Source organism: Pseudomonas sp. TWI923 (assembly GCF_039673365.1).
Lineage (GTDB): Bacteria > Pseudomonadota > Gammaproteobacteria > Pseudomonadales > Pseudomonadaceae > Aquipseudomonas > Aquipseudomonas sichuanensis.
Genome location: NZ_JBDJLM010000073.1, coordinates 1 through 24,879 on the forward strand (window position 1 = coordinate 1; position 24,879 = coordinate 24,879).

A 24,879-nucleotide genomic window follows, 5' to 3' on the forward strand; every position below is an offset into this window, starting at 1 on the left:
ATATCTGGTCCCCCCTCTCGGGGGGCCCCCCCCGCCCCTGCGGTTTTGGGGGGGGGGGGGCCCCCCCCGCGATAGCGTTCGATCAGGCAGTGACAGTCACTTATTGATGCAAGTCATTCTCGATACGTTTCATCTTCCGCCACCTTGAACTTGGCGAAAAAGCCCTTATGTTAGGCAGGCCCCATACATACGCTGTGCCAGTATCGTGGAAATCCACCACTTTCCTCACAATCGTTTCCGGGTAGAATGCTCGTTCGCATGCGGCCTCTGGGCTGCACGGGCGACTCATGGGGCCGCCCTCCATCCCTACGTGTGGAAGATCCTGCCGATATGTTTGCGCCTTTGTTAAAGAAACTTTTTGGAAGCAAGAACGAGCGCGAGATCAAACGCCTGCTCAAGACGGTGAGCACCGTCAATGCCTTCGAAGAGAAGATGGTGGCCCTCTCCGACGAACAGCTGCGGGGCAAGACCGCAGAGTTCAAAGAGCGCCTGGCCAAAGGCGAAACCCTCGACCAGTTGTTGCCTGAAGCCTTCGCCGTGGCCCGAGAGGCCGGCAAGCGCGTGATGGGCATGCGTCACTTCGACGTTCAGCTGATCGGCGGTATGACCCTGCACGAAGGCATGATCGCAGAAATGCGTACCGGTGAAGGCAAGACCTTGGTCGGTACTCTGGCCGTGTACCTCAACGCGCTGTCCGGCAAGGGCGTGCACGTGGTCACGGTCAACGACTACCTGGCCCGCCGCGACGCCAACTGGATGCGCCCGCTGTACGAATTCCTCGGCCTGACCGTGGGTATCGTTTCGGCATTCCAGCCGCCGGAAGAAAAACGCGCCGCCTACGCCGCCGACATCACCTACGGCACCAACAACGAATTCGGCTTCGACTACCTGCGCGACAACATGGCGTTCAGCGTCGACGAGAAGTTCCAGCGTGAGCTGAACTTCGCCGTGATCGACGAAGTCGACTCCATCCTCATCGACGAAGCGCGTACCCCGCTGATCATCTCCGGTCAGGCCGAAGACAGCTCCAAGCTGTACATCGAGATCAACCGCCTGATCCCGCGCCTCACCCAGCACATCGAGGAAGTCGAAGGCCAGGTGACCCAAGAGGGCCACTACAGCATCGACGAGAAGAGCCGCCAGGTCGAACTCAACGAGGCCGGCCACCAGTTCATCGAGGACATGCTCACCCAGTCCGGCCTGCTGGCCGAGGGCGAGAGCCTGTACTCCGCGCATAACCTGGGCCTGCTGACCCACGTCTACGCCGGCCTGCGCGCGCACAAGCTGTTCCACCGCAACGTCGAGTACATCGTCCAGGAAGGCCAGATCCTCCTGATCGACGAGCACACCGGCCGTACCATGCCGGGCCGTCGCCTGTCCGAAGGCCTGCACCAGGCCATCGAAGCGAAGGAAAACCTGAACATCCAGGCCGAAAGCCAGACCCTGGCTTCCACCACCTTCCAGAACTACTTCCGCCTCTACACCAAGCTGTCCGGCATGACCGGTACCGCCGACACCGAAGCGTTCGAGTTCGCCCAGATCTACAACCTCAACGTGATGGTCATCCCACCGAACAAGCCGTTGGCCCGTAAGGACTTCAACGACCTGGTGTACCTGACCGCCGATGAGAAGTACGCCGCGATCATCGCCGACATCAAGGAAAGCATGGCCCAGGGCCGCCCTGTACTGGTCGGTACCGCGACCATCGAAACCTCCGAGCACATGTCCAACCTGCTCAAGAAGGAAGGCATCGATCACAAGGTCCTGAACGCCAAGTACCACGAGAAAGAAGCCGAGATCATCGCCCAGGCCGGTGCTCCGGGCGCGCTGACCATCGCCACCAACATGGCCGGCCGTGGTACCGACATTCTGCTCGGCGGTAACTGGGAGGCCGAAGTCGCCGCCCTGGACAACCCGAGCGCCGAGCAGATCGCCAAGATCAAGGCCGACTGGCAGAAGCGTCACCAGCAGGTCCTGGAAGCCGGTGGCCTGCATGTGATCGCCTCCGAACGCCACGAATCGCGTCGTATCGACAATCAGCTGCGTGGCCGTGCCGGCCGCCAGGGTGACGCCGGCTCCAGCCGCTTCTACCTGTCGCTGGAAGACAGCCTGATGCGCATCTTCGCCTCCGACCGGGTGAAGAACTTCATGAAGGCCCTGGGCATGCAGTCCGGTGAAGCCATCGAGCACCGCATGGTCACCAACGCCATCGAAAAAGCCCAGCGCAAGGTCGAAGGCCGCAACTTCGATATTCGTAAGCAGCTGCTTGAATACGATGACGTGGCCAACGAACAGCGCAAGGTGATCTACCACATGCGCAACAGCCTGCTGGCCGCCGAAAACATTGGCGACACCATCGCCGAGTTCCGCCAGGAAGTGCTCGATGCCACCATCAGCCAGCACATTCCGCCGCAGTCGCTGCCTGAGCAGTGGGACGTTGCCGGCCTCGAGGCTTCGCTGGCCAGTGATTTCGCCATCAAGCTGCCGATCCAGCAGTGGCTCGACGAGGACGATCACCTCTACGAGGAAACGCTGCGCGAGAAGCTGATCGCCGAGATCACCAGCGCCTACAACGAGAAAGAGGACCAGGCTGGCGAAGACGCGCTGCGTACCTTCGAGAAGCAGATCCTGCTGCGTGTACTGGACGACCTGTGGAAAGACCACCTGTCGACCATGGACCACCTGCGTCACGGCATTCACCTGCGTGGTTACGCGCAGAAGAACCCGAAGCAGGAGTACAAGCGCGAGTCGTTCACCCTGTTCCAGGAACTGCTGGACTCGATCAAGCGCGACACCATCCGCGTGCTTTCGCACGTTCAGGTACGCCGCGAAGACCCGGTCGAAGAAGAAGCCCGCCTGCGCCGCGAAGCAGAGGAGCTGGCCAGCCGCATGCAGTTCCAGCACGCTGCCGCCCCTGGCCTGGAAAGCGAGCAAGTGGCTGAAGAAGGCGCCGAAGTGGCCGTGGCCGCCGCGCCTGTGCGTAATGATCTCAAGCTGGGCCGCAACGAGCCGTGCTGGTGTGGTTCGGGCAAGAAATTCAAGCACTGCCATGGTCAGATCGAGTGATCTGATCTCACCATTGGCTTGAGATCCCGGGGCTGCGTCGCAGCCCATCGCGACACAAGGCCGCTCCTACAGGAATCGCAACAACCCTGTAGGAGCGGCCTTGTGTCGCGAAAGGGGCGCAAAGCGCCCCCCAATTCCCCAAAATTTCTAGGAGCGCTCTAATGGCTGTTGGTCTTGGTCCTTTGCCCACCCTGCACCCGGTTCCCGGTTTCGAACTCGGCATCGCCTCGGCGGGCATCAAGCGCCCCGGGCGCAAGGATGTGGTGGTGATGCGCTGTGCCGAAGGCTCCAGCGTTGCCGGCGTGTTCACCCTCAACGCGTTCTGCGCCGCACCGGTGATCCTCTCCAAGCAGCGCGTGCAGGGCACCGTGCGCTACCTGCTGACCAACACCGGCAATGCCAACGCCGGCACCGGCGCCCCAGGCCTGGCCGCCGCTGAGCGCACCTGCGCCAAACTGGCCGAACTGACCGGCGTGCCTGCCGAGTCGGTACTGCCTTTCTCCACCGGCGTGATCGGTGAGCCGCTGCCAGTCGAGAAGATCGAAGGCGCGTTGCAGGCAGCCCTCGACAACCTGTCCGAGAACCACTGGGCCGAAGCCGCCACCGGCATCATGACCACCGACACCCTGCCCAAGGGTGCCAGCCGCCAGTTCCAGTTCGATGGCAAGACCATCACCGTCACCGGTATCAGCAAAGGCGCCGGCATGATCCGCCCGAACATGGCCACCATGCTCGGCTACATCGCCACCGACGCCAAGGTCGCACCGCAGGTGCTCAAAGACCTGATGCTCGACGGCGCCAACAAGTCGTTCAACCGCATCACCATCGACGGCGACACTTCGACCAACGACTGCTGCATGCTGATCGCCACCGGCAAGGCCGACGTGCCGGAAGTGACCGAGGCCCGCGGCGAGCTGTTCGAGGCGCTGAAAAAGGCCGTGTTCGAAGTGTGCATGGACGTGGCCCAGGCCATCGTGCGTGACGGCGAAGGCGCCACCAAGTTCGTCACCGTGCAAGTCAACGGCGGCGGCAACCACCAGGAATGCCTGGACGTCGGCTACGCCGTGGCCCACTCGCCGCTGATCAAGACCGCGCTGTTCGCTTCCGACCCGAACTGGGGCCGCATCCTCGCCGCGGTAGGCCGTGCCGGCGTGCCAGAGCTGAATGTCAGCCTGATCGACGTCTACCTCGACAACGTCTGCATCGCCAGCCAGGGCGGCCGCAGCCCGAGCTACACCGAGGCGCAGGGTTCTGCCGTGATGGCCCAGGAAGAGATCACCATCCGCATCGAGCTGGGCCGTGGCCAGTGCAGCGAAACCATCTGGACCACCGACCTGTCCCACGAGTACGTGAAGATCAACGCCGAATACCGCACCTGATCCAACCCATCGCGGGGCAAGCCCGCTCCCGCGATTTTCGGCGTGGGAGCGGGCTTGCCCCGCGATGCTCCCTCTGCCATGAAACATGGAGCCGCCCCATGAGCTATCACCTGATCATCGGCGACAAGATGTATTCCTCCTGGTCGCTGCGCGGCGCCCTGGCCCTCGAACTGGCCGGCGCGCCCTACCAAGAAACCCTGGTCAAACTCAACCAGCCCGACACCCGCCAACGCCTGCTGGCGTTTTCGGCCACCGGCAAGGTACCGCTGCTCAAGACCGAGCACGGCGTGATTGCCGACTCCCTGGCCATCGCCGAGTACCTCAACGAACAGCATCCTGACGCCAGGCTCTGGCCTGAAGACGTCGCCAGCCGCGCCCAGGCGCGTTCGGCCTGCGCGCAGATGCACAGCGGCTTCTTCGCCCTGCGCGGTGCCATGCCGTTCGATCTGTCCCGTGACCAGGCGCTGGAGAATATGCCGCTGGACGTGCAGGTCGATATCGACCGCATCGTCGCCCTGTGGTCCGAGTGCCGTCTGGTGGCCAAGGACCAAGGCCCGTTCCTGTTCGGCCGGCCGACCCTGGCCGATGCCTTCTTCGCCCCGGTGGCCGTGCGCCTTCGCACCTACCGCGTTGCAGTGCCCGCTGAAGCTGCGGCCTACATCGAAACCATTTACCAGTGGCCGGCCTTCCAGGCCTGGCAGCAGGCTGGCCTGGCGGAGCGTGCAGGGTGAAGCGGATTCATGTAGTTGCCGCCGTCATCCGAGGCGCCGACGGGCGCATCCTGATCGCCCGCCGTGCCGATACCCAGCACCAGGGCGGCCTGTGGGAGTTTCCCGGCGGCAAGCTGGAGGAGGGCGAGGGCGTCGAGGCGGCGCTGGCCCGTGAGCTGCGCGAAGAGCTGGGTATCGAGGTCAGCCGTTCGCGGCCGTTGATCAAGGTCAGCCACGACTACCCGGACAAGCAGGTGCTGCTGGATGTGCGCGAGGTGGATGCCTTCACCGGCGAGCCCCATGGCGCGGAAGGCCAGCCGTTGGCCTGGGTGGCGCCCCGCGACCTGGGCCAGTACGACTTCCCTGAAGCCAACAAGCCGATCGTCGCCGCCGCGCGCCTGCCGGATCAATACCTGATCACGCCGGACGGGCTTGAGGTTCCGGAGCTGCTCAAGGGCATCCAGAAGGCGGTGGCCAATGGCATCAAGCTGATCCAGCTGCGCGCCCCGGACATGTACGACCCCAAGTACCGCGACGTTGCCGTGGATGCGGTCGGGCTGTGCGCCGGCAAGGCACAACTGATGCTCAAGGGGCCGTTGGAGTGGCTGGGCGACTTCCCGGCGGCCGGTTGGCACCTCACTGCGGCGCAACTGCGCAAGTACGCCGCCAAAGGCCGCCCGTTCCCGGAGAACCGCTGGCTGGCGGCGTCCTGCCACAGCGCCGAAGAGTTGGCGCTGGCCGAGCAGATGGGCGTGGATTTTGTCACCCTGTCGCCGGTGCAGGCGACCCAGACGCATCCGGATGCCACACCGCTCGGTTGGGATGAGGCGCAGCGCTTGATCGGTTCGGTCAGCCGCCCGGTGTTCCTGCTGGGTGGGGTCGGGGCGGGTGAGCGGGAGCGAGCATGGGAAGTTGGGGCACAAGGTGTTGCCGGGATCCGGGCGTTCTGGCCTGAGATCTGAGCGCGCTGGCAATCGCGGGGCAAGCCCGCTCCCACGCTAACGTGTGTAACTGGCGTGGGAGCGGGCTTGCCCCGCGATGCTTTTCAGGCCGGCTTTGTGGCTGCCTGCCAAAGCACCTCGGCTACACCCTGCCGCCGCCCGATGATCCGCGCCGCCACGAACAGCAGATCGGAAAGCCGGTTGATATACGCCAATCCCACCCCCTCCAGTGGCTCAACGGCATTCAACTGCTGACACCGCCGCTCTGCCGCCCGCGCCTGGCTGCGGCACACATGAGCCTGGGCCACCAGCGCCGAACCACCCGGCAGGATGAAGTTCTTCAACGGCCCCAATTCGTCGTTCCAGCGATCGATGGCCGCTTCCAGGCGCTCGACCTCAGCTGCGTTCAATGCCTGGTAGCTGGGCATGGCCAGCTCGCCACCCAGGTCGAACAAGCGGTGCTGACACGGCGCCAGCACCTCGACCAGCTCTTGCAAGCCGGCCTCGGCCAATCCGGCCAGCAACACCCCAAGCTGGCTGTTGAGGCTGTCCACCTCGCCGATCGCCTCGATCCGTGGATGGTCCTTGGGCACCCGGCGGCCATCGCCCAGGCCGGTTTCACCCTTGTCGCCGGTGCGGGTGTAGATCTTCGACAGGCGATAGCCCATGTCACGTCTCCGTTTTGGTGGTGGCCGGCTGGCCGAGGGGCAGGCGCAGGGTGAAGCAGGTGCCCTGGCCGGGCGTGGAGTGCACTTCCATCTGCCCTTTGTGGTTGTTGGTAATGATGAAGTACGAGACCGACAGCCCAAGGCCGGTGCCCTGGCCGATCTCCTTGGTGGTGAAGAATGGCTCGAAGGTGCGCTTGCGCACGGCTTCGGGCATGCCCACGCCATTGTCCTCCACCTGGATTTCCGCCCAGGGCGGGTTGAGCCGGGTGCGCAGGGTGATTCGCCCCGGCTCGCTGGGCTGCGGGCGCTGGTGGATGGCCTGGGCGGCGTTCTTCAGCAGGTTGAGCAGCACCTGCTCCAGCTCGTTGGCGGTGCCCGGCACAGCCCCGAGCTGCGGGTCGAACTGGCGGACGATGGCCTGGCCCTTGAAGTCGAAGCCGATGGCCAGGTCGAAGTCGTTGCCGGCGATTTCCACCGCCTGGTCGATCAGCGCCGGCAGGTCGCAGGGCGCCAACTGACGGTTGCTGAGGCGGCTGAAACTGAGCATGTGGGTGACGATCTTCGCCGCCCGGGCGCCGGCCTGCTGGATGCCGTCGAGCAGTTGCGGCACTTCGCGGCTGTCCAGGTAGCGGTTGATGGCCGGCAGGTCCAGGCCCAGTTCGGTGGCCTGTTCCTGGTTGCGTGGCAGCTCCGGCGACAGGCGCCGGCGGATGTTCTGCACGTTGTGCAGGATCGCTCCCAACGGGTTGTTGATCTCATGGGCCATGCCCGCAGCCAGGCCACCGACCGACAGCATCTTCTCCGACTGCACCATCATTTCTTCCAGCGACAGGCGCTGGGTGATGTCGTCGATACGGATCACCACGCCACGGCCGCCGCCGCCGGTCAGCGGGTAGAAGGTCAGGGCGTAGTGGCGCAGGTCGTCGCCCTTGGGCCAGGTGACCCGCTCGATTTTTGCCACCCGGTGCTTCTCGACGCTTTCCTTGAGCTGTGGCAAGAACGGCTTGAGCGGCGCGAAGGCCAGGAAGATCGGCTGGTTCAGCGCCTCGTCCAGCGGTGTGCCGGAAAGCACCGTGGCTTCGTGGTTCCACTGGGTGACGTAAAGCTGCTCGTCGAGGGCGATCAGCGCCGAAGGCATGGAGTCGATGATGCTGTTCAGGTAGTTCTGGAAACCCGTGAGTTTCTTTTCGATCTTGCTGCGCACCTGGACTTCCAGCTCCAGCTTGCGGTTGGTGTGGCGGGTTTCTTCCGCCAGGCCCTGGGCCTGGTCGTAGGCCTGCTGGAACTCGTCGCGGGCGCCCTTGAGCTGCTGCTCGCGGGCTTCGATGCGCGACAGCATGGTGTTGAACGCATCGGCCAGGCTGCCGATCTCGTCATCGTTGCCGCGCTGGGCCCGCAGGGCGTAGCTCTCTTCCCGGGTGACCTGGCGCGACAGTTCTTCGAGGTTGTTGATCGGCAGGGTGATCAAGCGCTTGATCTGCCGGGCGATGACCAGCCACAGCAGGATGCTGAATATCAGGATCGCCAGGCTGGCGGAGAGGGTGCCGGTGTAGAACGCCATCGGCAGCTCGCTGCTGGCCACCAGCAGCAGGTGCGCGGGCGGGTTGGCGTTGCGCGGCAGGCGGATCAGCTGGGTGCTGCGAAACTCCATCAGGCGCCAGCCGTCGATGTTGCGATAACGCTTGGGCAGGGTGAGGGCGTCGCCGTGCTGGAGCTGGGCGAGCATCTGCCCATCGCCACCGTAGATGGCCGCCGCGCGCAACGGCGAGTAGCTATCGAGCTCCTTGAGCAGGGCGCTGGCAGTCTCCGGTGAGTCGCCGGCCCGGGAGGACAGCTGCGGATTGGACACCAGCTTGCCGATGGTCTGCAGCGCCTGGGGCGCCATGCTTTCCTGGGTGATCCAGTAGGCGGCGCTGATGAACGCCAGGTTGGCGACCAGCAGGATGGTGACCAGCAGCACCAGCAGGGCCGCCAGCAGTTTCTGCCCGACCGGGAGGTTTTCCAGGCGTTGGCGCAGGCTCATGAGTCAGAGGGTATCCATGTCCGGTGGATGGGCCAGTCAGTCGCTGGGCAGGCCGCGGGCCTTCAGGCTATCGACCAGGCGCCGTTGCAGGTGTTCCAACTGCGGCACGCTTGCCCCGTGCCGGGCGGCGACGCGGCAGGCGTGACCGAGCAGGTAATGGACCTCGGTGCGCCGGCCATGACGGACATCCTGGTACATGGAAGAGTAGTTGGCGGCGGTGGCGAGGATCACCCGTTGCACTTCTTCCTTCAGGTCGTTGGCGGCCTCGGGCTGGCCGCAGCGCAGCAGCAGGTTGGCCAACTCGTCGCACAGCTGGTCGACTTCGGTCAGGTGCCCGAGCAGCCCGCCGTTGTGGCAGTCGTGCAGCACGGTCAACGGGTTGATGGCGCAGTTGAGCGCCAGTTTGCGCCACAACCGCGAAAGGATGTCGACGCTCCACTGGGCGGGAATACCGGCGTCGTGGAGGTCGTCGAACCACGCTGGCACGGCGGGGGTGAGCGGGTTGCCCAGCCAGTTGAAGCCATGGCCGGCGAAGCGCACCTGCCAGTCCGCTTCGCGGAACGCGCCCTCGGTGCTGGAGGCGAAGATGCAATGGGCATGGGGCACCTGGTCGGCCACCTCATCTTGGCTGCCCAGGCCGTTCTGCAGCAGCACCAGCTCGGCACCTTCGGCCAGCCGTGGGGCCAGGCGTGCCACGGCAGGGGCCGCGTCATAGGCCTTGCAGGCCACCAGTAAACGGTGGATCGGGCCGGTGGCATCGTGGGTTTCGCCGGGGATCGCGTAGAGGCTGCGGTGGTCCTGTTCGACCAGGGTCAGCCCGCCGACGGCCTGATAGGCCGCCAGGCGTTGCTCGTCGCGCAGGATCAGGCGGACCGCCTTGCCGGCGCGGGCCAGGCGGCAGGCCCAGAGGCTGCCGAGGCTACCGGCGCCGAGAATATGCCAGGTGCTGCTCATCTGCGTTTCGCAACCCGTTATAATGAGCCCGCATTTTAACCCCCTAACCCTGACGCGCTCCATCTTCAAGCTGAGCGCGCTGTTTTTTTATGGAGAACCGCCATGCCTTCGTTCGACGTGGTATCGGAACTGGACAAGCACGAAGTCACCAACGCCTTGGACAACGCGGTGAAGGAACTGGACCGCCGCTATGACCTCAAGGGCAAGGGCAGCTTCGAGTTCAAGGACAAGGAGCAGACCGTGCTGCTGACCGCCGAGGCCGAGTTCCAGCTCGAGGCGATGGTCGAAATCCTGCGTCTGGCCCTGGTCAAGCGCAAGATCGACGTCAAGTGCCTGGAAGTGAAGGACGCCTATCCCTCCGGCAAGGAAGTGAAGCAGGAAGCCAAGTTCCGCGAAGGCATCGACAAGGACCTGGCGAAGAAGATCGTGGCCCACATCAAGGACGCCAAGCTCAAGGTCCAGGCTTCGATCCAGGGTGAGCAGGTACGCGTCACCGGCAAGAAGCGTGACGACCTGCAGGAGGCGATCGCTGCGTTGCGCGCCAAGGAATTCGACATGCCGCTGCAGTTCAACAACTTCCGCGACTGATCGGACAGGGCAGGAACCTTGATGGCTCAATGATGTCCATCGGTTCCTGCGGTCGCTGCATGCTGTGCGGCCCGTTTCAATGTGTTTTTTGCCGCTTGGCATCAGGAGAAGATGACGATGGATTTGAATGCAGAGGTCGACCAACTGGTTCGCCAGTCGCAGACTTGGGTACCGCTGATCATGGAGTACGGCAGCCGTCTGCTGCTGGCCTTGCTGACGCTGGCGATCGGCTGGTGGATCATCAGCAGGGTCAGTGCTCGGCTGGGCAAACTGGTTGGCCTGAAGGCCGACGCGGCGTTGCAGGGCTTTATCAGCACCCTGGCCAACATCGTGCTGAAAGTCCTGTTGATGGTCAGCGTGGCGTCGATGATCGGCATCGAGACCACCTCGTTCGTCGCCGCCATCGGTGCCGCTGGCCTGGCTATCGGCCTGGCCTTGCAGGGCAGCCTGGCGAACTTCGCCGGGGGCGTGCTGATCCTGATGTTCCGCCCGTTCCGCATCGGCGACTGGATCGAAGCCCAGGGCGTCGCGGGCACCGTGGACAGCATCCAGATCTTCCACACCGTGCTGCGTACCGGTGATAACAAGACGGTGATCATGCCTAACGGCAGCCTGTCCAACGGCATCATCACCAACACCAACCGTCAGCCGACCCGCAAGGTGGTGTTCGACGTGGGTGTCGACTATGACGCCGACCTGCAGAAGGCCCGCAATGTGCTGCTGGAGCTGGCCCAGGACCCGCGTGTGCTGCAGGACCCGGCGCCGCAGGCGGTGGTGTCGACCCTGGGTGACAGTTCGATCACCGTGTCGCTGCGCATCTGGACCAAGACTGCCGACTACTGGGACGTGATGTTCATGCTCAACGAGCATGCCCGTGACCGACTCAAGGCCGAAGGGATCGACATTCCCTTTCCGCAGCGGGTGATCCGTGTGGTGCAGGAGACTGCCCTGCAATAAACCTGCTTCGACAGTCGGGGCCGCTGCGCGCCCCTTCGCGGGTAAACCCGCTCCCACAGGGTTCACGCTTAACCTGTGGGCGGGGGTTTCCCCGCGAAGGGACGCAAAGCGGCCCCGGTTTTTTCTGCCCCTTACACTTGCTCACAGCAATCCTCCGTCATTTCTGGCATATAGCCTGACCCCACCTGTTCCCACCTGATACTGATCATGAAACCACTGCTGTACATCACCCCCCTGCGAGCCTTGCTGTTCGGCCTGACCCTGGCGCTGTTCGAGCTGCTGACCTACCTGGCCAGCGATGCCGTGATGCCCGCCATGCCGGTCGTGGTCGGCGACCTGGACGCCAGTCCGCAATTCATCCCCCACGCCCTCAACCTGTACCTGCTGGGCGGGGTGGTGCTGCAATGGCTGATCGGCCCGCTCGCCGACCGTTACGGCCGGCGCCCGCTGCTGCTGACGGGCTGCCTGTTCTTCGGCGCGGCTTGCCTGGCGACGTTCTGGGTACATGACATCGGCCTGTTCAACCTGCTGCGCCTGCTGCAGGGCATCGGCCTGGGCTTTGTGGTCACGGTCAGCTACCCCGCCCTCAACGAGGCGTACAGCGAGGCCGACGCGGTGCGCATGATGGCGTTGCTGGCCAACATCGCCCTGCTGTCGCCGCTGCTCGGGCCGCTGGTGGGCACCTTGATGCTGCAGTGGCTGGACTGGCGCTGGCTGTTCGTGGCGTTCGCGGTCGGTGCGGTGCTGTGCTGGCTGCTGCTGTACCGCTTGATGCCGGAAACCCTGGGGGTGGAACGCCGCGACGGTTCACGCCTGCCGTTCACGCCGATCCACCTGCTGCCGCTGTTGGCCGGCTATGGTCAGTTGCTGGCCAACCGCCGGTTTGTCGCGGGCAGCGCGGCGCTGGGCCTGGTCGGGTTGCCGCTGATCGGCTGGATCGGCCTGTCGCCGGTGCTGCTGATCCACGACGAAGGCCTGAGCACGATGGACTACGCGCTGTGGCAGTTGCCGGTGTTCGCCGGGCTGATTCTCGGCAATCTGATCATCAACCGCATCGCCGACCGCTATCCGCTGCCGGCGCTGGTTCGCGGGGCCCTTTGGCCTTACCTGGCGGGCCTGTCGTTGATGGTCGCGGCGACCTGGTACTGGCCGACAGTTACCAGTGTGGTGGCCGGCATGTCGCTGTACGCGCTGGGGTTGGGTGTGGCCAACGCGGTGCTGTACCGCATGACGCTGTTCGCCAGCGAACAGAGCAAGGGGCTGGTGTCGGCGATGCTGGGGATGATCACCATCGCCTTGCTGGGGCTGGGGGGCGCTGTGTTGGCGATGCTCGGAGCGGGTGCCAGCCTGATGCACTTCGCCGTGGCGGCAGGCATTGCCGGGGCGCTGGCGCTGTGGCCGTTGTGGTTCGTGGTGGGCAGGCGCTCCGGGGAAGGGGCCGTGGCACAGTAGAAGCATCGCGGGGCAAGTCGCAGCGGCGCACCGCCGCTCCCACGCTTATAGGCTTATAGGCTTATAGGCTTATAGGCTTATAGGCTTATAGCGTGGGAGCGGGCTTGCCCCGCGATGAGGCCGTTGAAGGCCTAGTTCTGTTCAGCTGCCGGACTCTCCACCGGCACCGGCTTTCCCCGACCGGCTTCCTGCCGCCACTGCAGGGCGATCAGGATCAAGGTCGGCACGCCCAGCAGGGCAGTGATCAGGAAGAAGTCGTGGTAGCCGAACTTCTCCACCATCACCCCTGAATAGCCGCCGATCAGGCGCGGCAGCAGCAGCATGATCGAACTGAGCAGGGCATATTGCGTAGCCGAGAACTTCAGGTTGGTCAGGCTCGACAGGTAGGCGACGAACGCCGAGGTGGCCAGGCCCGAGCTGAAGTTGTCCAGCGAGATGGTCACCACCAGCATTTCCAGGTTCGGCCCCATGTCGGCCAGCATCAGGAACAGGATGTTGGTCGCCGCCGACGCCGCGCCGCCGATGAACAGGATCGGCAGGATGCCGAAGCGCACGATCAGCAGGCCGCCGGCACCGGCACCGACCAGGGTCATGATCAGGCCGAAGATCTTGCTGACGCTGGCGATCTGGTCCTTGGTAAAGCCCATGTCGATGTAGAACACGTTGGCCATCACGCCCATCACCGTGTCGGACATGCGGTAGGTGGCGATCAACCCGAGCAGCAGCAGGGCCTGCCAGCGGTAGCGGCTGATGAAGTCGTTGACCGGGGTGAGCACCGGGGCCAGGCCGCGACGGCCGAGGGACGACAGGCATGCCCAGCTCAGCAGTGCATAGAGCAGCAGGCGCAGGAAGGCGCGGTCTTCGAGCAGCAGGTCGAGCGGGGTGGCGTCGCCGAACAGCACACTGGCCCAGTCGGTGTTGAACATCTGGGTGAAACTGGCGGGTACCGAAACCAGCAGGATGATCAGTACGAACACCGACGCCAGCTGGTGCATCAGCCCGTAGCGCGCCGCCGACAACTGGGTACGCAGCGGTACCGGGGGTTCACGCATGATCAGCGTGGTGAACACCGCCGGCAGCATCAGCACGCCGAACAGCACGTAGGTACCAGTCCAGGCCTGATGCAGGTAGCTGAAGCCGGTGGAGCCGAACCACTCGGCAAAGAACAGTGCGCCGGCCGTGGCCAGCAGCGCGGCGACCCGGTAGCCGGCCATGTAGCTGGCGGCAAGCGCAGCCTGGCGCTGGTCGTCGGCGATTTCCAGGCGATAGGCATCGACGGCGATGTCCTGGGTAGCCGAGGCAAAGGCCACCAGCACCGCCAGCGCGACCAGCCATGACAGGTGTTTCTGCGGGTCGCAGAAGCCCATGCCGACCAGGCCCAGCACCACCAGCACCTGCGACAGCAGCAACCAGGAGCGGCGGCGGCCCATGCCGCCGAGCAGCGGCAGGCGCCATTGGTCGAGCAGGGGTGACCACACCCACTTGAAGGCATACGCCAGGCCGATCAGGCTGGCGTAACCGATGGTTTCGCGCGCCACACCCGCTTCGCGCAACCAGACCGACAGGGTCGAGAACACCAGCATGTACGGCAGGCCGGCGGCGAATCCGAGCAGCAGAAGTACCAAGGTTGACGGGCTGGCATAGGCAGCGAGCGCAGCGCGCCAGGTTTTACGGGGCATGGGCCAACATCTGCCTCAAGTTTGCGAAAACAAAGCGCGCACTCTAACCGCTGTGCTCCATCGGGCGCCAGCCATGGCGCGCCATATCCACACGATTATTGGCTACATTCACGCCTTCTGCGCGCAGACGGGCGCGCTGTTCGTCGCCGGATGGGGTGCCCAGGGCAAGGCTCAGGCGCCCCCCTGCGCCGAGCACTCGGTGCCACGGCAGGCGGGTGTCCGCAGGCAGTTGCCCGAGGGTACGGCCAACCCAGCGGGCCGCGCGGCCAAGGCCCGCCAGCTCGGCGAGCTGGCCGTAGCTGACCACCTTGCCCGGCGGGACTTGGCCGAGCACCGAATACAACGCCATTCGTCGGGCTTCGGCATCTTCCGGTGGTGGAGCAGAGATGGCAGACATCAGAGCCCCCTTGGCCTGTAGATGAAACCGGACGGATGGCAACGGCAAATAAGAGTGGAACTCATCGGCATGGTCTGGGTCTGTCCTTGCTCATGGCGTGGGCATCCGGATAATGCCCGGCTTTTTTCGGCAAATCGAATCCGTAGTCCACTTATGTACTCAAGAATCCTGCTCTGCTTCTTCGCTGTATCGCTTTGCACCTCGGCGCTGGCCGATACCGTGTGGATGAAGAACGGCGATCGACTCACTGGCAAGATCACCGTCTTCGATGGCGGCAAGTTGCTGCTGGAGACCTCGTACGGTGGTTCGATCGCCCTGGACTGGAAACAGGTCAAGACCCTTGAGAGCGACCAGGAATTGCTGGTCAAGCAGGACGCCTACAGCGGCGAGAAGGCCAAGTCACTCAAGGCTGCCGAACCGGGCAAGGTGACCTTGGCCAACGGTGATGCGCCCAAGACCGTGGAACTGGCCAGCATCGAGCAGATCATGAAGCCCCGGCCGCTGGTCGAGGACTTTCTGTGGAAGGGCAATGTCGACGTGGCGCTGGACTACAAGCGCGCCGAGAACGACACAGACGACTACGACGTCAGCTTCAAGACCTCCGCGCGCCACGGTCGCTGGCGGCACAACGCCGAAGGCGAATACAACCGCGAGAGCAAGGACGATGTCACCACCGCCAACAACTGGAGCGCGGAATATGCGCTCGACCGTTTCATCACCGAGAAATGGTTCTGGCAGGGGCGCCTGGAGTACAAGCGCGACCAGATCGAAGAGCTGGCGCGCCAGCGTACCGTCGGTACCGGCCCGGGCTACCAGTTCTGGGATGACGAGCTGGGGGCGTTCTCGTTGGGCTCGCTGATCAACCGCACCGATTACCAGTACCGTGACGGCGGCAAGGACAACTTCTATGCCGCGGCCGTGAAGTGGGACTACACCCGTTACCTGATCGGCAAGAAGGTGCAGTTCTTCACCAATGGTGAGGTAGGCAAGCCGTTTGGCGGCGTCGCCGACTACGCCCTGGATGCGGAAATGGGGCTGCGCTACAAGGTCACCGACTGGGCTTCGCTCAACCTCAAGGCGGAAAAGGACCTGATCAAGGGCACCGATGATCGCGATCTCGACAAGACTCGCTACACCGCTGGTTTCGGCGTGACCTGGTGAGGGCAGTTGCAAGTATCAAGCTTCAAGCTTCAAGAAGAACTGCGTCATCGAAATTGATTCGGACCTTGCTTTTTCTTGTTGCTTGTAGCTTATGACTTGCAACTGATCATCATTTGCCGAGGTCCTCGCTGTGAGTTCTAATGCCCTTCGCCCAGCCCGGGAACTGCTGCTAAAGGAGTACCGTGGCGTGCTCTCCACCCATTCCAAGTCGATGCCGGGCTTCCCGTTCGGCTCGGTGGTCCCCTACTGCCTGGACGCCGATGGGCACCCGGTCATTCTTATCAGCCGTATCGCCCAGCACACCCACAACTTGCAGAAGGACCCCAAGTGTTCACTGCTGGTGGGCGAACGTGAGGCTGAGGACGTGCAGGCAGTAGGGCGCCTGACGGTGATGGCCGAGGCGCACAAGCTCAGCGACGAGGCGGCCATTGAAGCTGCCGCCGCGCGCTACTACCGCTACTTCCCTGAGTCGGCGAACTACCACAAGGCCCACGATTTCGACTTCTGGGTGCTGCTGCCGGTGCGCCACCGCTACATCGGCGGTTTCGGCGCGATTCACTGGCTCGACCAGGTCACCCTGGCCAATCCTTTCGCCGGCGCTGCCGAGGCGAGCATGATCGAACACATGAACAGCGACCATGCCAATGCGATCGCCCACTATGTCGCGCTGAGCAGCCTGCCGAGCACGACAGCGGCTGAAATGGTCGGCATCGACAGCGAAGGCATGCACCTGCGCATCGGTCAGGCGGTGTACTGGCTGGCCTTCCCAACAACTTGTAATACCCCGACACAAGTCCGTGAAGCCCTGGTGCTGCTGGCCCGTGCCGAACAGTGGCCGACGGTGGCGCGCGCAGAGGGTTGAAAAAACGCCTGCACGCATCCATCTGATGCTCCTACAGGAAGATGTTCTTCCGTCGAGGAATTAGTAATGCGTGCCTTTTTACTGCTGTTTCTCCTTTTCCCTGTGCTGGAGCTGTTCGTCTTCGTCAAGGTCAGCGCGGCCATCGGTTTCTTCCCGGCGCTGCTGTTGATCATTGCTGGCTCCGCATTGGGGGTATTGGTGATGCGCGTAGCCGGCCTGGCGACCGCCCTGCGTGCCCGTGAGAGCCTGCAGCGTGGCGAGTTGCCCGCCGAAGAAATGTTCCAGGGGCTGATGATGGCGGTGGGTGGTGGCCTGCTGCTGCTGCCGGGCTTCATCAGTGACGTGCTGGGCCTGCTGTGCCTGCTGCCGTTCACCCGCCGCCTGGTGGCTGGCAAGCTGCGCCGCCGTGCCGAAGAGCAGGCCCTGCGCCAGCGGGCGTTCCAGGACGACCCGTTCCAGGCCCAGCCCCGTGATCCCGGCCATCGCCCCAATGTGATCGAAGGCGAGTACGAGCGCCGCGACAAGTAATTGCAATACCTCTGTAGGAGCGGCCTTGTGTCGCGAAAGGGCGGCGCAGCGGCCCCAGGATTTCGGCGTTGACGCAAAGATTGCTGGGGCCGCTACGCGGCCCTTTCGCGACACAAGGCCGCTCCTACAGGAACCTGCCGATTCAGGGGGCAGGGAGAGGCAGGTCCAATGAATCCCCTGATGAAAAAATTTCCGTATCAAGCCTTGTAATCGAATAAGGCGGCCTCATGTATGTGGTCACCGCAAGGTTTCTGGTGGTGACACCAGACATGACACAGGTGGTTCGCCCTTCGCGGGCCACCCCCGGCAACGCCGGACCGCATCAACCCGCCGGTGCTGACACCGGCCGATGAAAACCACTATTTGGGAGAGATCGACAATGAAGCTTCGTCCTCTGCATGACCGCGTCGTCATCCGTCGCAGCGAAGAAGAATCGAAAACCGCTGGCGGTATCGTCCTGCCGGGTTCGGCCGCTGAAAAACCGAACCGCGGCGAAGTCGTCGCCGTCGGCACCGGTCGCATCCTGGACAACGGCGAAGTTCGCGCGCTGGCCGTGAAAGTGGGTGACAAAGTGGTTTTCGGCCCTTACTCGGGCAGCAACACCGTGAAAGTCGATGGCGAAGACCTGCTGGTCATGGCCGAAAACGAAATCCTGGCCGTTGTCGAAGGCTGATTTCCCCGACTTCCCGTTACTCCAAAGAATTCCAAGGATTAAACGATCATGGCTGCTAAAGACGTAAAATTCGGCGATTCCGCCCGTAAGAAAATGCTGGTTGGTGTCAACGTTCTGGCTGACGCGGTAAAAGCGACCCTGGGCCCGAAAGGCCGCAACGTGGTCCTGGCCAAGAGCTTCGGCGCGCCGACCATCACCAAGGACGGCGTTTCCGTCGCCAAAGAAATCGAGCTGAAAGACGCCTTCGAAAACATGGGCGCCCAGCTGGTCAAGGAAGTTGCTTCCAAGGCCAACGACGCTGCCGGTGACGGCACCACCACCGCTACCGTCCTGGCTCAGGCCATCGTCAACGAAGGCCTGAAAGCCGTCGCTGCCGGCATGAACCCGATGGACCTCAAGCGCGGCATCGACAAGGCCACCGCCGCTGTTGTCGCCGAGCTGAAGAACCTGTCCAAGCCATGCGCCGATTCCAAGGCCATCGCCCAGGTCGGTACCATCTCCGCCAACTCCGACAACTCCATCGGTGAAATCATCGCCGAAGCCATGGAAAAAGTCGGTAAAGAAGGCGTGATCACCGTTGAAGAAGGCTCGGGCCTGGAAAACGAACTGTCCGTCGTAGAAGGCATGCAGTTCGACCGCGGCTACCTGTCGCCGTACTTCATCAACAAGCCGGACACCATGGTTGCCGAGCTGGAAGGCCCGCTGCTGCTGCTGGTCGACAAGAAGATCTCCAACATCCGCGAACTGCTGCCAGTACTGGAAGCCGTTGCCAAGTCCGGCCGTCCGCTGCTGATCGTTGCCGAAGACGTCGAAGGCGAAGCCCTGGCTACCCTGGTTGTCAACAACATGCGCGGCATCGTCAAGGTTGCTGCGGTCAAGGCACCGGGCTTCGGCGACCGCCGCAAGGCCATGCTGCAGGACATCGCCGTCCTGACCGGCGGCCAGGTCATCTCCGAAGAAATCGGCCTGTCCCTGGAAACCGCCACCCTGGAGCACCTGGGTAACGCCAAGCGCGTCATCCTGTCCAAGGAAAACACCACCATCATCGATGGTGCTGGCGCTGACACCGAGATCGAAGCCCGCGTCAAACAGATCCGTGCCCAGATCGAAGAAACCTCTTCGGACTACGACCGTGAGAAGCTGCAAGAGCGTCTGGCCAAACTGGCTGGCGGTGTTGCCGTGATCAAGGTCGGTGCAGGCACCGAAGTTGAAATGAAAGAGAAGAAAGCCCGCGTTGAAGACGCCCTGCACGCAACCCGCGCAGCCGTCGAAGAAGGCGTGGTGCCTGGCGGTGGTGTTGCCCTGGTGCGTGCCCTGTCGGCCATTGCTGACCTCAAAGGCGACAACGAAGACCAGAACGTCGGTATCGCCCTGCTGCGTCGCGCTGTCGAAGCCCCGCTGCGTCAGATCACTGCCAACGCCGGCGACGAGCCAAGCGTTGTCGCTGACAAGGTCAAGCAAGGTTCGGGCAACTACGGCTACAACGCCGCTACCGGCGAATACGGCGACATGATCGAGATGGGCATCCTGGACCCAGCCAAGGTTACCCGTTCGGCCCTGCAAGCTGCTGCTTCGATTGGCGGTCTGATGATCACCACCGAAGCCATGGTTGCCGACCTGCCGGAAGACAAGCCAGCTGCTGGCATGCCTGACATGGGCGGCATGGGTGGCATGGGCGGCATGATGTAAGCCAGCCTTACCCCCAGCTGTAATGAAAAGCCCCGCCTAGTGCGGGGCTTTTTGTTGCCGGTGGTGGCCTTATCGCGGGGCAAACCACCCACAAGAGGCCCCTGTGGCTGGGGCAGCGAGGTCGAGGTGGGAGCAACGGTCTTTGTTGGAGCGGCCTTGTGTCGCGAAAGGGCCGCAACGCGGCCCCAGGATTTCACCGTGAAAGCAGAAATCGCCGGGGCTGCTCTGCAGCCCTTTCGCGACCCAAGGCCGCTCCTACAGTGGACGTGCAAGTCCACAATGGCCGCGATGGGCCATCAAGCAACGCTGCGCTCGGCCACCGGTGCCGTCGCCATCCCCCGGCGATACAGCACCAGGTAGTAACAGCCCAACCCGATCAGCCAGCAGAACACCGCTGTCCAGATGTTGTGCGAGAGAAAGTGCGCACCCTGCATCATCCTGCCCACCGACAGCACCGACCCGGCCACGAACGCCAGCCCCAGCGCCGCCTTGGCCAGGCGCGGCCGGCGATCGCGCAGCACGAAGAACAGCGCAAACAGGCAGAACCCGGTCGCCGCATGGCCGCCCGGCCAGCACAGGCCAGCCTTGTCGGTAGCCGGGCGTGGCTCGAGCAGCTTGCTGTAGGTTTCGCTGCCGCCGAACTGGCTCAGGCTCCACGGGCACTGTACCTGGGTCAGTTGCTTGAGCGGGGTGACAAAGGCCGTGGACAGGCCCAGTGCCAGCACCAGGCAGCCCAGTTCACGACGCCAGCCGAACAGGCGTTGCCAGAAGAAGCTGGCGATGAACGCTGCGACCGCCACCAGGCTCAAGGCGATCACCACCTGCTTGACCCGGTCGTGCAGGATGGTCTCCAGCACGTAGCTGTGGCGCCCGATGAACTCCCCGGCAGCCCGGTCGAAGAACAGGTTGGCCAGGTCCATGTCTACCGATGTCCATTCCAGCAGGATCAACGTGACGATGGTAACGAAAGGGATGCCCAGGTAGAGCCACGGATTGATCGGGCGTGGGCGAATGGTTTCCTGCATGACAGCTCCAGGGGTGGAAAAAGACCGGGCATTGTCGGGTGCCCGCTATCCTGTGTCCGTGAAGGTTCGGTGAAAAAACTGTAAAGCTTGGTGAATTTTCCCGAGGGCTGGCACAGCGCGGGCGATGGCCTTAAGCTGCCGCCGAGCGAAGCGCGGTACAGGAGACCCCGATGCGTATTCTTTTGGTTGAAGACAACCGCGACATTCTTGCCAACCTGGCCGACTACCTGGGCATGAAAGGCTACACGGTGGACTGCGCCCAGGATGGCCTGTCGGGCCTGCACCTGGCCGCTACCGAGCATTACGACCTGATCGTGCTCGACATCATGCTCCCCGGCATCGACGGCTACACGCTGTGCAAGCGCCTGCGCGAGGATGCCCGCCGCGATACCCCGGTGATCATGCTGACCGCCCGCGACCAGCTGGATGATCGTCTGCAAGGCTTCCGCTCCGGTGCCGATGATTACCTGCTCAAGCCATTCGCCTTGTCCGAACTGGCCGCGCGCATCGAAGCGGTGCTGCGCCGGGCCCAGGGCGGCGGTCGCCGTACCTTGCAGGTGGCCGACCTGAGCTATGACCTCGACACGCTCGAAGTGACCCGCCAGGGCCGCCTGCTCAAGCTCAACCCGGTGGGCCTCAAGCTGCTCGCCGTGCTGATGCAGAAGAGCCCCCACGTGCTGCGCCGCGAAGTGCTGGAAGAGGCCCTGTGGGGCGATGATTGCCCCGACAGCGACAGCCTGCGCAGCCACGTCCATCAGCTGCGCCAGGTGATCGACAAACCGTTCGACAAACCCCTGCTGCATACCGTCCATGGCGTCGGCTATCGCCTCGCCGAGGGCCGCGATGGAGTTTAAGCAGAGCCTTGCCCAGCGCATCATCATCGCCTTTGCGTTGATGAGCGCGTTGGTGGCCGGGGCCTTTGCCTTCGGCATTGTCGCCACCGTGCACCTGGTCGAGGAACGCTTGATTTCCTCGGTGCTCGGCGGCGACCTGCAGCGTCTGTTGCGCATGGACAGCGTCAGCGACTGGAGCCACCGGCCGCGCCCGGACCAACTGTTCTACTTCAGCGGCGGGCGTGATGATTTCGAGCTGCCCAAGGACTTGCGGCATCTGGAACCAGGCTTCCATGAGGTGTTCCGCGACCAGTTGTCGTATCACGCGATGGTCGAGATCGTCGATGGCCGGCGCTATGTGCTGCTGCAGGACCAGAGCGATTTCGAGGAGCGTGAGCGGGTGCTGTTCGCCGTGGTGGTGGTGGGCTTCGTGCTCAGCCTGGCGCTGGCGGTGATCCTCGGTTGGGTGTTGGCGCGACGAGTGATGGCGCCGGTGATCCGCCTGGCTCGCCAGGTGCGTCATCGCGACCAGTTGCTCGGCCTGGCGCCACCGCTGGCGCCGGATTACGCGGCGGACGAGGTAGGGCAGCTGGCGGTGGCCTTCGACGATACCCTGGGCCGGTTGCGTGATGCGCTGACCCGTGAACGGCTGTTTACCAGCGACGTCAGTCATGAGTTGCGTACACCGTTGATGGTGCTGGCCACTTCGTGCGAGCTGCTGATTGAAAACCCTAACCTGGACAGCCGTGCGCGCAGCCAGGTCGAGCGCATCGCACGGGCCACCGAGGAGATGCGTGAGCTGGTCAAGACGTTCCTCATGCTGGCTCGCGCGCAACGTGATGAAGGCGCAATCGCCGCCCAGGCGACCTTGCGTGAAGTGGGTGATGATCTGACCGCCGTATGGCGTGACACCATCGAACAGAAGGGCCTGGCGCTTTACTACGATGGCCGGGTGAGCGCCGGCCCTACGCTGTACAACGCCACTTTCCTGCAATCGGTCATGGGCAACCTGTTGCGCAACGCCGCCCACTACACCGATGGCGGCTATATCCGCCTGAGCCTGGAGCCCAATGGGTTCAGTGTCGAGGATAGCGGGGTGGGTATCCCGGAGGAGCAGCGCGAAGCGATGTTCCGCCCGTTCGTGCGCGGTGACGAGCGCCGTGGCGAGGGGCTGGGCCTGGGGCTGTCGTTGGTGCAGCGGATCTGCGATGACCAGGGCTGGCGCGTCACCCTGAGCACCACGCAGCCCCACGGATGCCGTTTCCAGGTAGACCTGAGCCAGGGTAACAAGATAGTCGGTGAGGATCAGGACGAGCAGTAAGGTTCTGGATCCAAGTTAACGTCTTGTAACACCTGTTCTGTTTGATCACGGTTTTTTCACATCTGCATAACCTGATTCCTACGCGCACTTACCTAACGTGAGCGCATTGGAGTCAGGAGATGCTCGATGCGTAGCCCCATCAAACTCGAATTTTCCGAAAAGTACGATCGGGATCATGCCCGCGACTACTTCCTCAAACACCAGGATGGCTTGGCCAGGCGGCTGTCGCACAAGCGTGACGAGCAGATGGCCCGGCATGCCCTGGCCTTGGCCGGCGAGCCGGGCCTGGTCCTTGACCTGCCGTGCGGTGCCGGGCGCTTCTGGCCGCTGCTGGCGGAAAAGCCCAACCGTGTGATCATCGGCGCCGACAATTCCGCAGCGATGATAGAGACAGCCTGTGCCGCACAACCGCCAGAGGTGGTCGCACGGGTACGCCCTTTGCAAACTTCGGCCTTTGCCATTGACCTGCCTGACAACGCGGTGGATAGCATCTTTTGCATGCGCCTGTTCCACCACATCGGTGACCCGGCCCACCGCAAGACGATTCTTTCAGAATTTCAAAGGGTTAGCCGCGACAGTGTGATTCTGTCACTGTGGGTGGATGGCAACTTCAAGGCATGGCGGCGCAAGAAACTTGAAGCACGGCGCAGTGTCAGAGCCCAGCAGGACAGCTACCAGAACCGCTTTGTGTTACCGGCGGCTACAGTTGAAGAAGAATTTACGGCTGCAGGTTTCAGAATTCAGGAACGGCTCGACTTCTTGCCGTTCTACGCGATGTGGCGCGTATACGTTTTACGTAAGGGGTAGTGATTGATGGCGGCAGTGCAGAAAGCGTCAGGGCAGTTCGACTTCTACTGGCAGCAGCAGGGTGAGTGGGTCGAGGAACCCAATCAGCGGCGTGGCGGCGAAAGCGGCGTGCAACGCCTGTGCGATGCCAGCGGCCAACTGTTGTATGCCAAGCGCCAGGTTGGCCACATCTACCGCAGCCTGCTGCATCCGTTCGGTCGGCCCACGGTCTTGCGCGAACTCGATGCCTTGAACAGTTTCGAGCAGTTGGGTGTGCGTGTGCCACGTATCGTGTTTGCCGGCGCTGAGCGCGATGCCGATCACCAGTGGCGTGCGCTGTTGGTAAGCGAAGCGTTGGACGGTTTTGTCGACCTGGATACCTGGTACAGCGAAGGCGCTCGTGAACGTTATCCCCAGGCAGTCCATGAGCGGATGTTCAAGGACCTTGCCGACAACCTGGCGCGGATGCATCTGGGGCACTGGCAGCATGGCTGCCTCTACGGCAAGCATGTGTTCGTCAAGGTGATCGGGACCGGTGAGCAGGCCCGGGCTGAAGTGGCTTTGCTCGATCTGGAGAAGTGCCGGCGGCGAATCAGCTGCCAACGTGCGGCGTACAACGATTTGCGTCAGCTGCGGCGCCATTCGTCGATCACTGACGCGGAATGGCAGACCTTGCTCTATTTTTACCAGATGGCGTTTGGCAGCGCGGTCAAAGGGTTAGAGCAATGAAACTAGAAATCGCTCGAGCTTTGTTTCTTGTTGGGGCATTGGCGGTGACCACGGTGGCTGCGGCTGCCTGGGAGCAGCCGGGGCTGACGGTGTTCAGCAAGGCCGAGGTGGGTGGTTTGTGCCCGCTGCCGCGGGAGGCGAAGGTCGAGCAGGTGTCCGTTAAACCGGATCATGATTTTCTGCTGTTTCTGTTTGGGATGAGGCAGGGGCTGCGGCCGTTTGGTTGATTGGTTGTTTGGTTGTTTGATTTAGGCGCCAGAAGTTTTTGTGGACTTCTGGCGTTTTGGTGTTTGGTGTTTGGTGTTTGTGTTTGTGTTGAAAGTTGTATGCGCATTCATTTGTGATGCCGACGCGTAGTCACCTTTCCGCCCTTACGGCGGGTTACTTTTTTTCTTGGAAAAAAGTAACCAAAAACCGCTCGCTCCATTCATACGGCCCTCCGCTGCGCTCCGGGTCCC

At 63.2% G+C, this 24,879-nt stretch carries 23 protein-coding genes; 17 read left to right on the top strand and 6 right to left on the bottom strand.

All coding sequences use genetic code 11. The features are described 5' to 3' along the window. Positions 1–330: 330 nt before the first annotated feature. The 4 genes from secA (at position 331) to ABE459_RS21375 (ending at position 6,117) form a co-directional block, all read left to right on the top strand. Positions 331–3,066 (top strand): preprotein translocase subunit SecA, encoded by a 2,736-nt coding sequence (gene secA / locus ABE459_RS21360; RefSeq protein ID WP_110991611.1) that lies wholly within the window; start codon positions 331–333, stop codon positions 3,064–3,066. Between the two features lie 161 nt (positions 3,067–3,227). Next, positions 3,228–4,445, top strand: a complete 1,218-nt coding sequence (gene argJ, locus ABE459_RS21365; protein ID WP_323830731.1) for a bifunctional glutamate N-acetyltransferase/amino-acid acetyltransferase ArgJ — start codon at positions 3,228–3,230, stop codon at positions 4,443–4,445. Positions 4,446–4,543: 98 nt separating this feature from the next. After that, entirely contained in the window at positions 4,544–5,176 is a 633-nt protein-coding gene (locus tag ABE459_RS21370) for a glutathione S-transferase family protein (protein ID WP_323830732.1), read from the top strand. Next, a complete protein-coding gene (locus ABE459_RS21375) occupies positions 5,173–6,117 on the top strand; it encodes a Nudix family hydrolase (RefSeq protein WP_125462730.1) in 945 nt (314 codons plus the stop codon). The genes ABE459_RS21370 and ABE459_RS21375 overlap by 4 nt, the downstream gene beginning before the upstream one ends. A gap of 83 nt (positions 6,118–6,200) precedes the next feature. On the opposite strand, the gene ABE459_RS21380 is transcribed toward ABE459_RS21375, so the two are convergent. Genes ABE459_RS21380 through ABE459_RS21390 form a run of 3 tightly spaced genes read right to left on the bottom strand, consistent with a single transcriptional unit; the run spans position 6,201 to position 9,741 of the window. Continuing rightward, the gene (locus ABE459_RS21380; protein ID WP_125462731.1) at positions 6,201–6,764 is read right to left on the bottom strand and encodes a cob(I)yrinic acid a,c-diamide adenosyltransferase; all 564 of its coding nucleotides are present in this window, start codon (positions 6,762–6,764) and stop codon (positions 6,201–6,203) included. A gap of 1 nt (position 6,765) precedes the next feature. Beyond that, entirely contained in the window at positions 6,766–8,787 is a 2,022-nt protein-coding gene (locus ABE459_RS21385; RefSeq protein ID WP_323830733.1) for an ATP-binding protein, read from the bottom strand. 36 nt (positions 8,788–8,823) lie between these two features. Beyond that, on the bottom strand, positions 8,824–9,741 hold the full coding sequence (locus ABE459_RS21390; RefSeq protein WP_323830734.1) for a putative 2-dehydropantoate 2-reductase: 918 nt from the start codon (positions 9,739–9,741) through the stop codon (positions 8,824–8,826). A 102-nt stretch (positions 9,742–9,843) separates the two neighbouring features. Here ABE459_RS21390 and ABE459_RS21395 point away from each other — a divergent pair, with 102 nt between their 5' ends. The 3 genes from ABE459_RS21395 (at position 9,844) to ABE459_RS21405 (ending at position 12,738) form a co-directional block, all read left to right on the top strand. Beyond that, the gene (locus ABE459_RS21395) at positions 9,844–10,329 is read left to right on the top strand and encodes a YajQ family cyclic di-GMP-binding protein (RefSeq protein ID WP_346648133.1); all 486 of its coding nucleotides are present in this window, start codon (positions 9,844–9,846) and stop codon (positions 10,327–10,329) included. A 117-nt stretch (positions 10,330–10,446) separates the two neighbouring features. Beyond that, positions 10,447–11,286, top strand: a complete 840-nt coding sequence (locus tag ABE459_RS21400; RefSeq protein WP_125462735.1) for a mechanosensitive ion channel family protein — start codon at positions 10,447–10,449, stop codon at positions 11,284–11,286. 207 nt (positions 11,287–11,493) lie between these two features. Continuing rightward, positions 11,494–12,738, top strand: coding sequence for an MFS transporter (locus ABE459_RS21405; protein ID WP_125462736.1), 1,245 nt, complete (start codon positions 11,494–11,496; stop codon positions 12,736–12,738). A gap of 131 nt (positions 12,739–12,869) precedes the next feature. Here the strand turns inward: ABE459_RS21405 and ABE459_RS21410 are convergent, their stop codons facing one another. Together ABE459_RS21410 and ABE459_RS21415 are read right to left on the bottom strand one after the other, a co-directional pair. Then, on the bottom strand, positions 12,870–14,417 hold the full coding sequence (locus tag ABE459_RS21410) for an AmpG family muropeptide MFS transporter (RefSeq protein ID WP_110991601.1): 1,548 nt from the start codon (positions 14,415–14,417) through the stop codon (positions 12,870–12,872). 43 nt (positions 14,418–14,460) lie between these two features. Further along, positions 14,461–14,814: an MGMT family protein gene (locus ABE459_RS21415; protein ID WP_110991600.1), complete on the bottom strand. Its 354-nt coding sequence runs from the start codon at positions 14,812–14,814 to the stop codon at positions 14,461–14,463. A gap of 153 nt (positions 14,815–14,967) precedes the next feature. Between ABE459_RS21415 and ABE459_RS21420 the strand changes: the two genes are divergently transcribed. From ABE459_RS21420 to groL, 5 genes are all read left to right on the top strand, one after another. After that, a complete protein-coding gene (locus tag ABE459_RS21420; RefSeq protein WP_125462737.1) occupies positions 14,968–15,975 on the top strand; it encodes a DUF481 domain-containing protein in 1,008 nt (335 codons plus the stop codon). Between the two features lie 130 nt (positions 15,976–16,105). Further along, positions 16,106–16,837, top strand: a complete 732-nt coding sequence (locus ABE459_RS21425) for a HugZ family protein (protein ID WP_125462738.1) — start codon at positions 16,106–16,108, stop codon at positions 16,835–16,837. Between the two features lie 66 nt (positions 16,838–16,903). Continuing rightward, positions 16,904–17,365, top strand: a complete 462-nt coding sequence (locus ABE459_RS21430; protein ID WP_110991597.1) for an FxsA family protein — start codon at positions 16,904–16,906, stop codon at positions 17,363–17,365. A gap of 379 nt (positions 17,366–17,744) precedes the next feature. Then, positions 17,745–18,038: a co-chaperone GroES gene (locus tag ABE459_RS21435; protein ID WP_016488938.1), complete on the top strand. Its 294-nt coding sequence runs from the start codon at positions 17,745–17,747 to the stop codon at positions 18,036–18,038. A 48-nt stretch (positions 18,039–18,086) separates the two neighbouring features. Beyond that, positions 18,087–19,727, top strand: coding sequence for a chaperonin GroEL (groL, locus tag ABE459_RS21440; protein ID WP_125462739.1), 1,641 nt, complete (start codon positions 18,087–18,089; stop codon positions 19,725–19,727). Positions 19,728–20,023: 296 nt separating this feature from the next. Here the strand turns inward: groL and ABE459_RS21445 are convergent, their stop codons facing one another. Further along, complete coding sequence (locus ABE459_RS21445; protein WP_323830735.1) at positions 20,024–20,752, bottom strand: phosphatase PAP2 family protein; 729 nt, start codon at positions 20,750–20,752, stop codon at positions 20,024–20,026. 170 nt (positions 20,753–20,922) lie between these two features. Between ABE459_RS21445 and colR the strand changes: the two genes are divergently transcribed. From colR to ABE459_RS21470, 5 genes are all read left to right on the top strand, one after another. Then, entirely contained in the window at positions 20,923–21,606 is a 684-nt protein-coding gene (gene colR / locus ABE459_RS21450) for a two-component system response regulator ColR (RefSeq protein WP_028689695.1), read from the top strand. After that, a complete protein-coding gene (locus tag ABE459_RS21455; protein WP_258705765.1) occupies positions 21,596–22,906 on the top strand; it encodes a HAMP domain-containing sensor histidine kinase in 1,311 nt (436 codons plus the stop codon). Before colR ends, ABE459_RS21455 begins: the two co-directional genes overlap by 11 nt. 126 nt (positions 22,907–23,032) lie before the next feature. Beyond that, on the top strand, positions 23,033–23,713 hold the full coding sequence (locus ABE459_RS21460) for a class I SAM-dependent methyltransferase (protein ID WP_125462742.1): 681 nt from the start codon (positions 23,033–23,035) through the stop codon (positions 23,711–23,713). Positions 23,714–23,719: 6 nt separating this feature from the next. After that, entirely contained in the window at positions 23,720–24,421 is a 702-nt protein-coding gene (locus ABE459_RS21465; RefSeq protein WP_125462743.1) for a lipopolysaccharide kinase InaA family protein, read from the top strand. Continuing rightward, on the top strand, positions 24,418–24,648 hold the full coding sequence (locus ABE459_RS21470; RefSeq protein WP_125462744.1) for a hypothetical protein: 231 nt from the start codon (positions 24,418–24,420) through the stop codon (positions 24,646–24,648). Before ABE459_RS21465 ends, ABE459_RS21470 begins: the two co-directional genes overlap by 4 nt. Positions 24,649–24,879 lie beyond the last annotated feature (231 nt).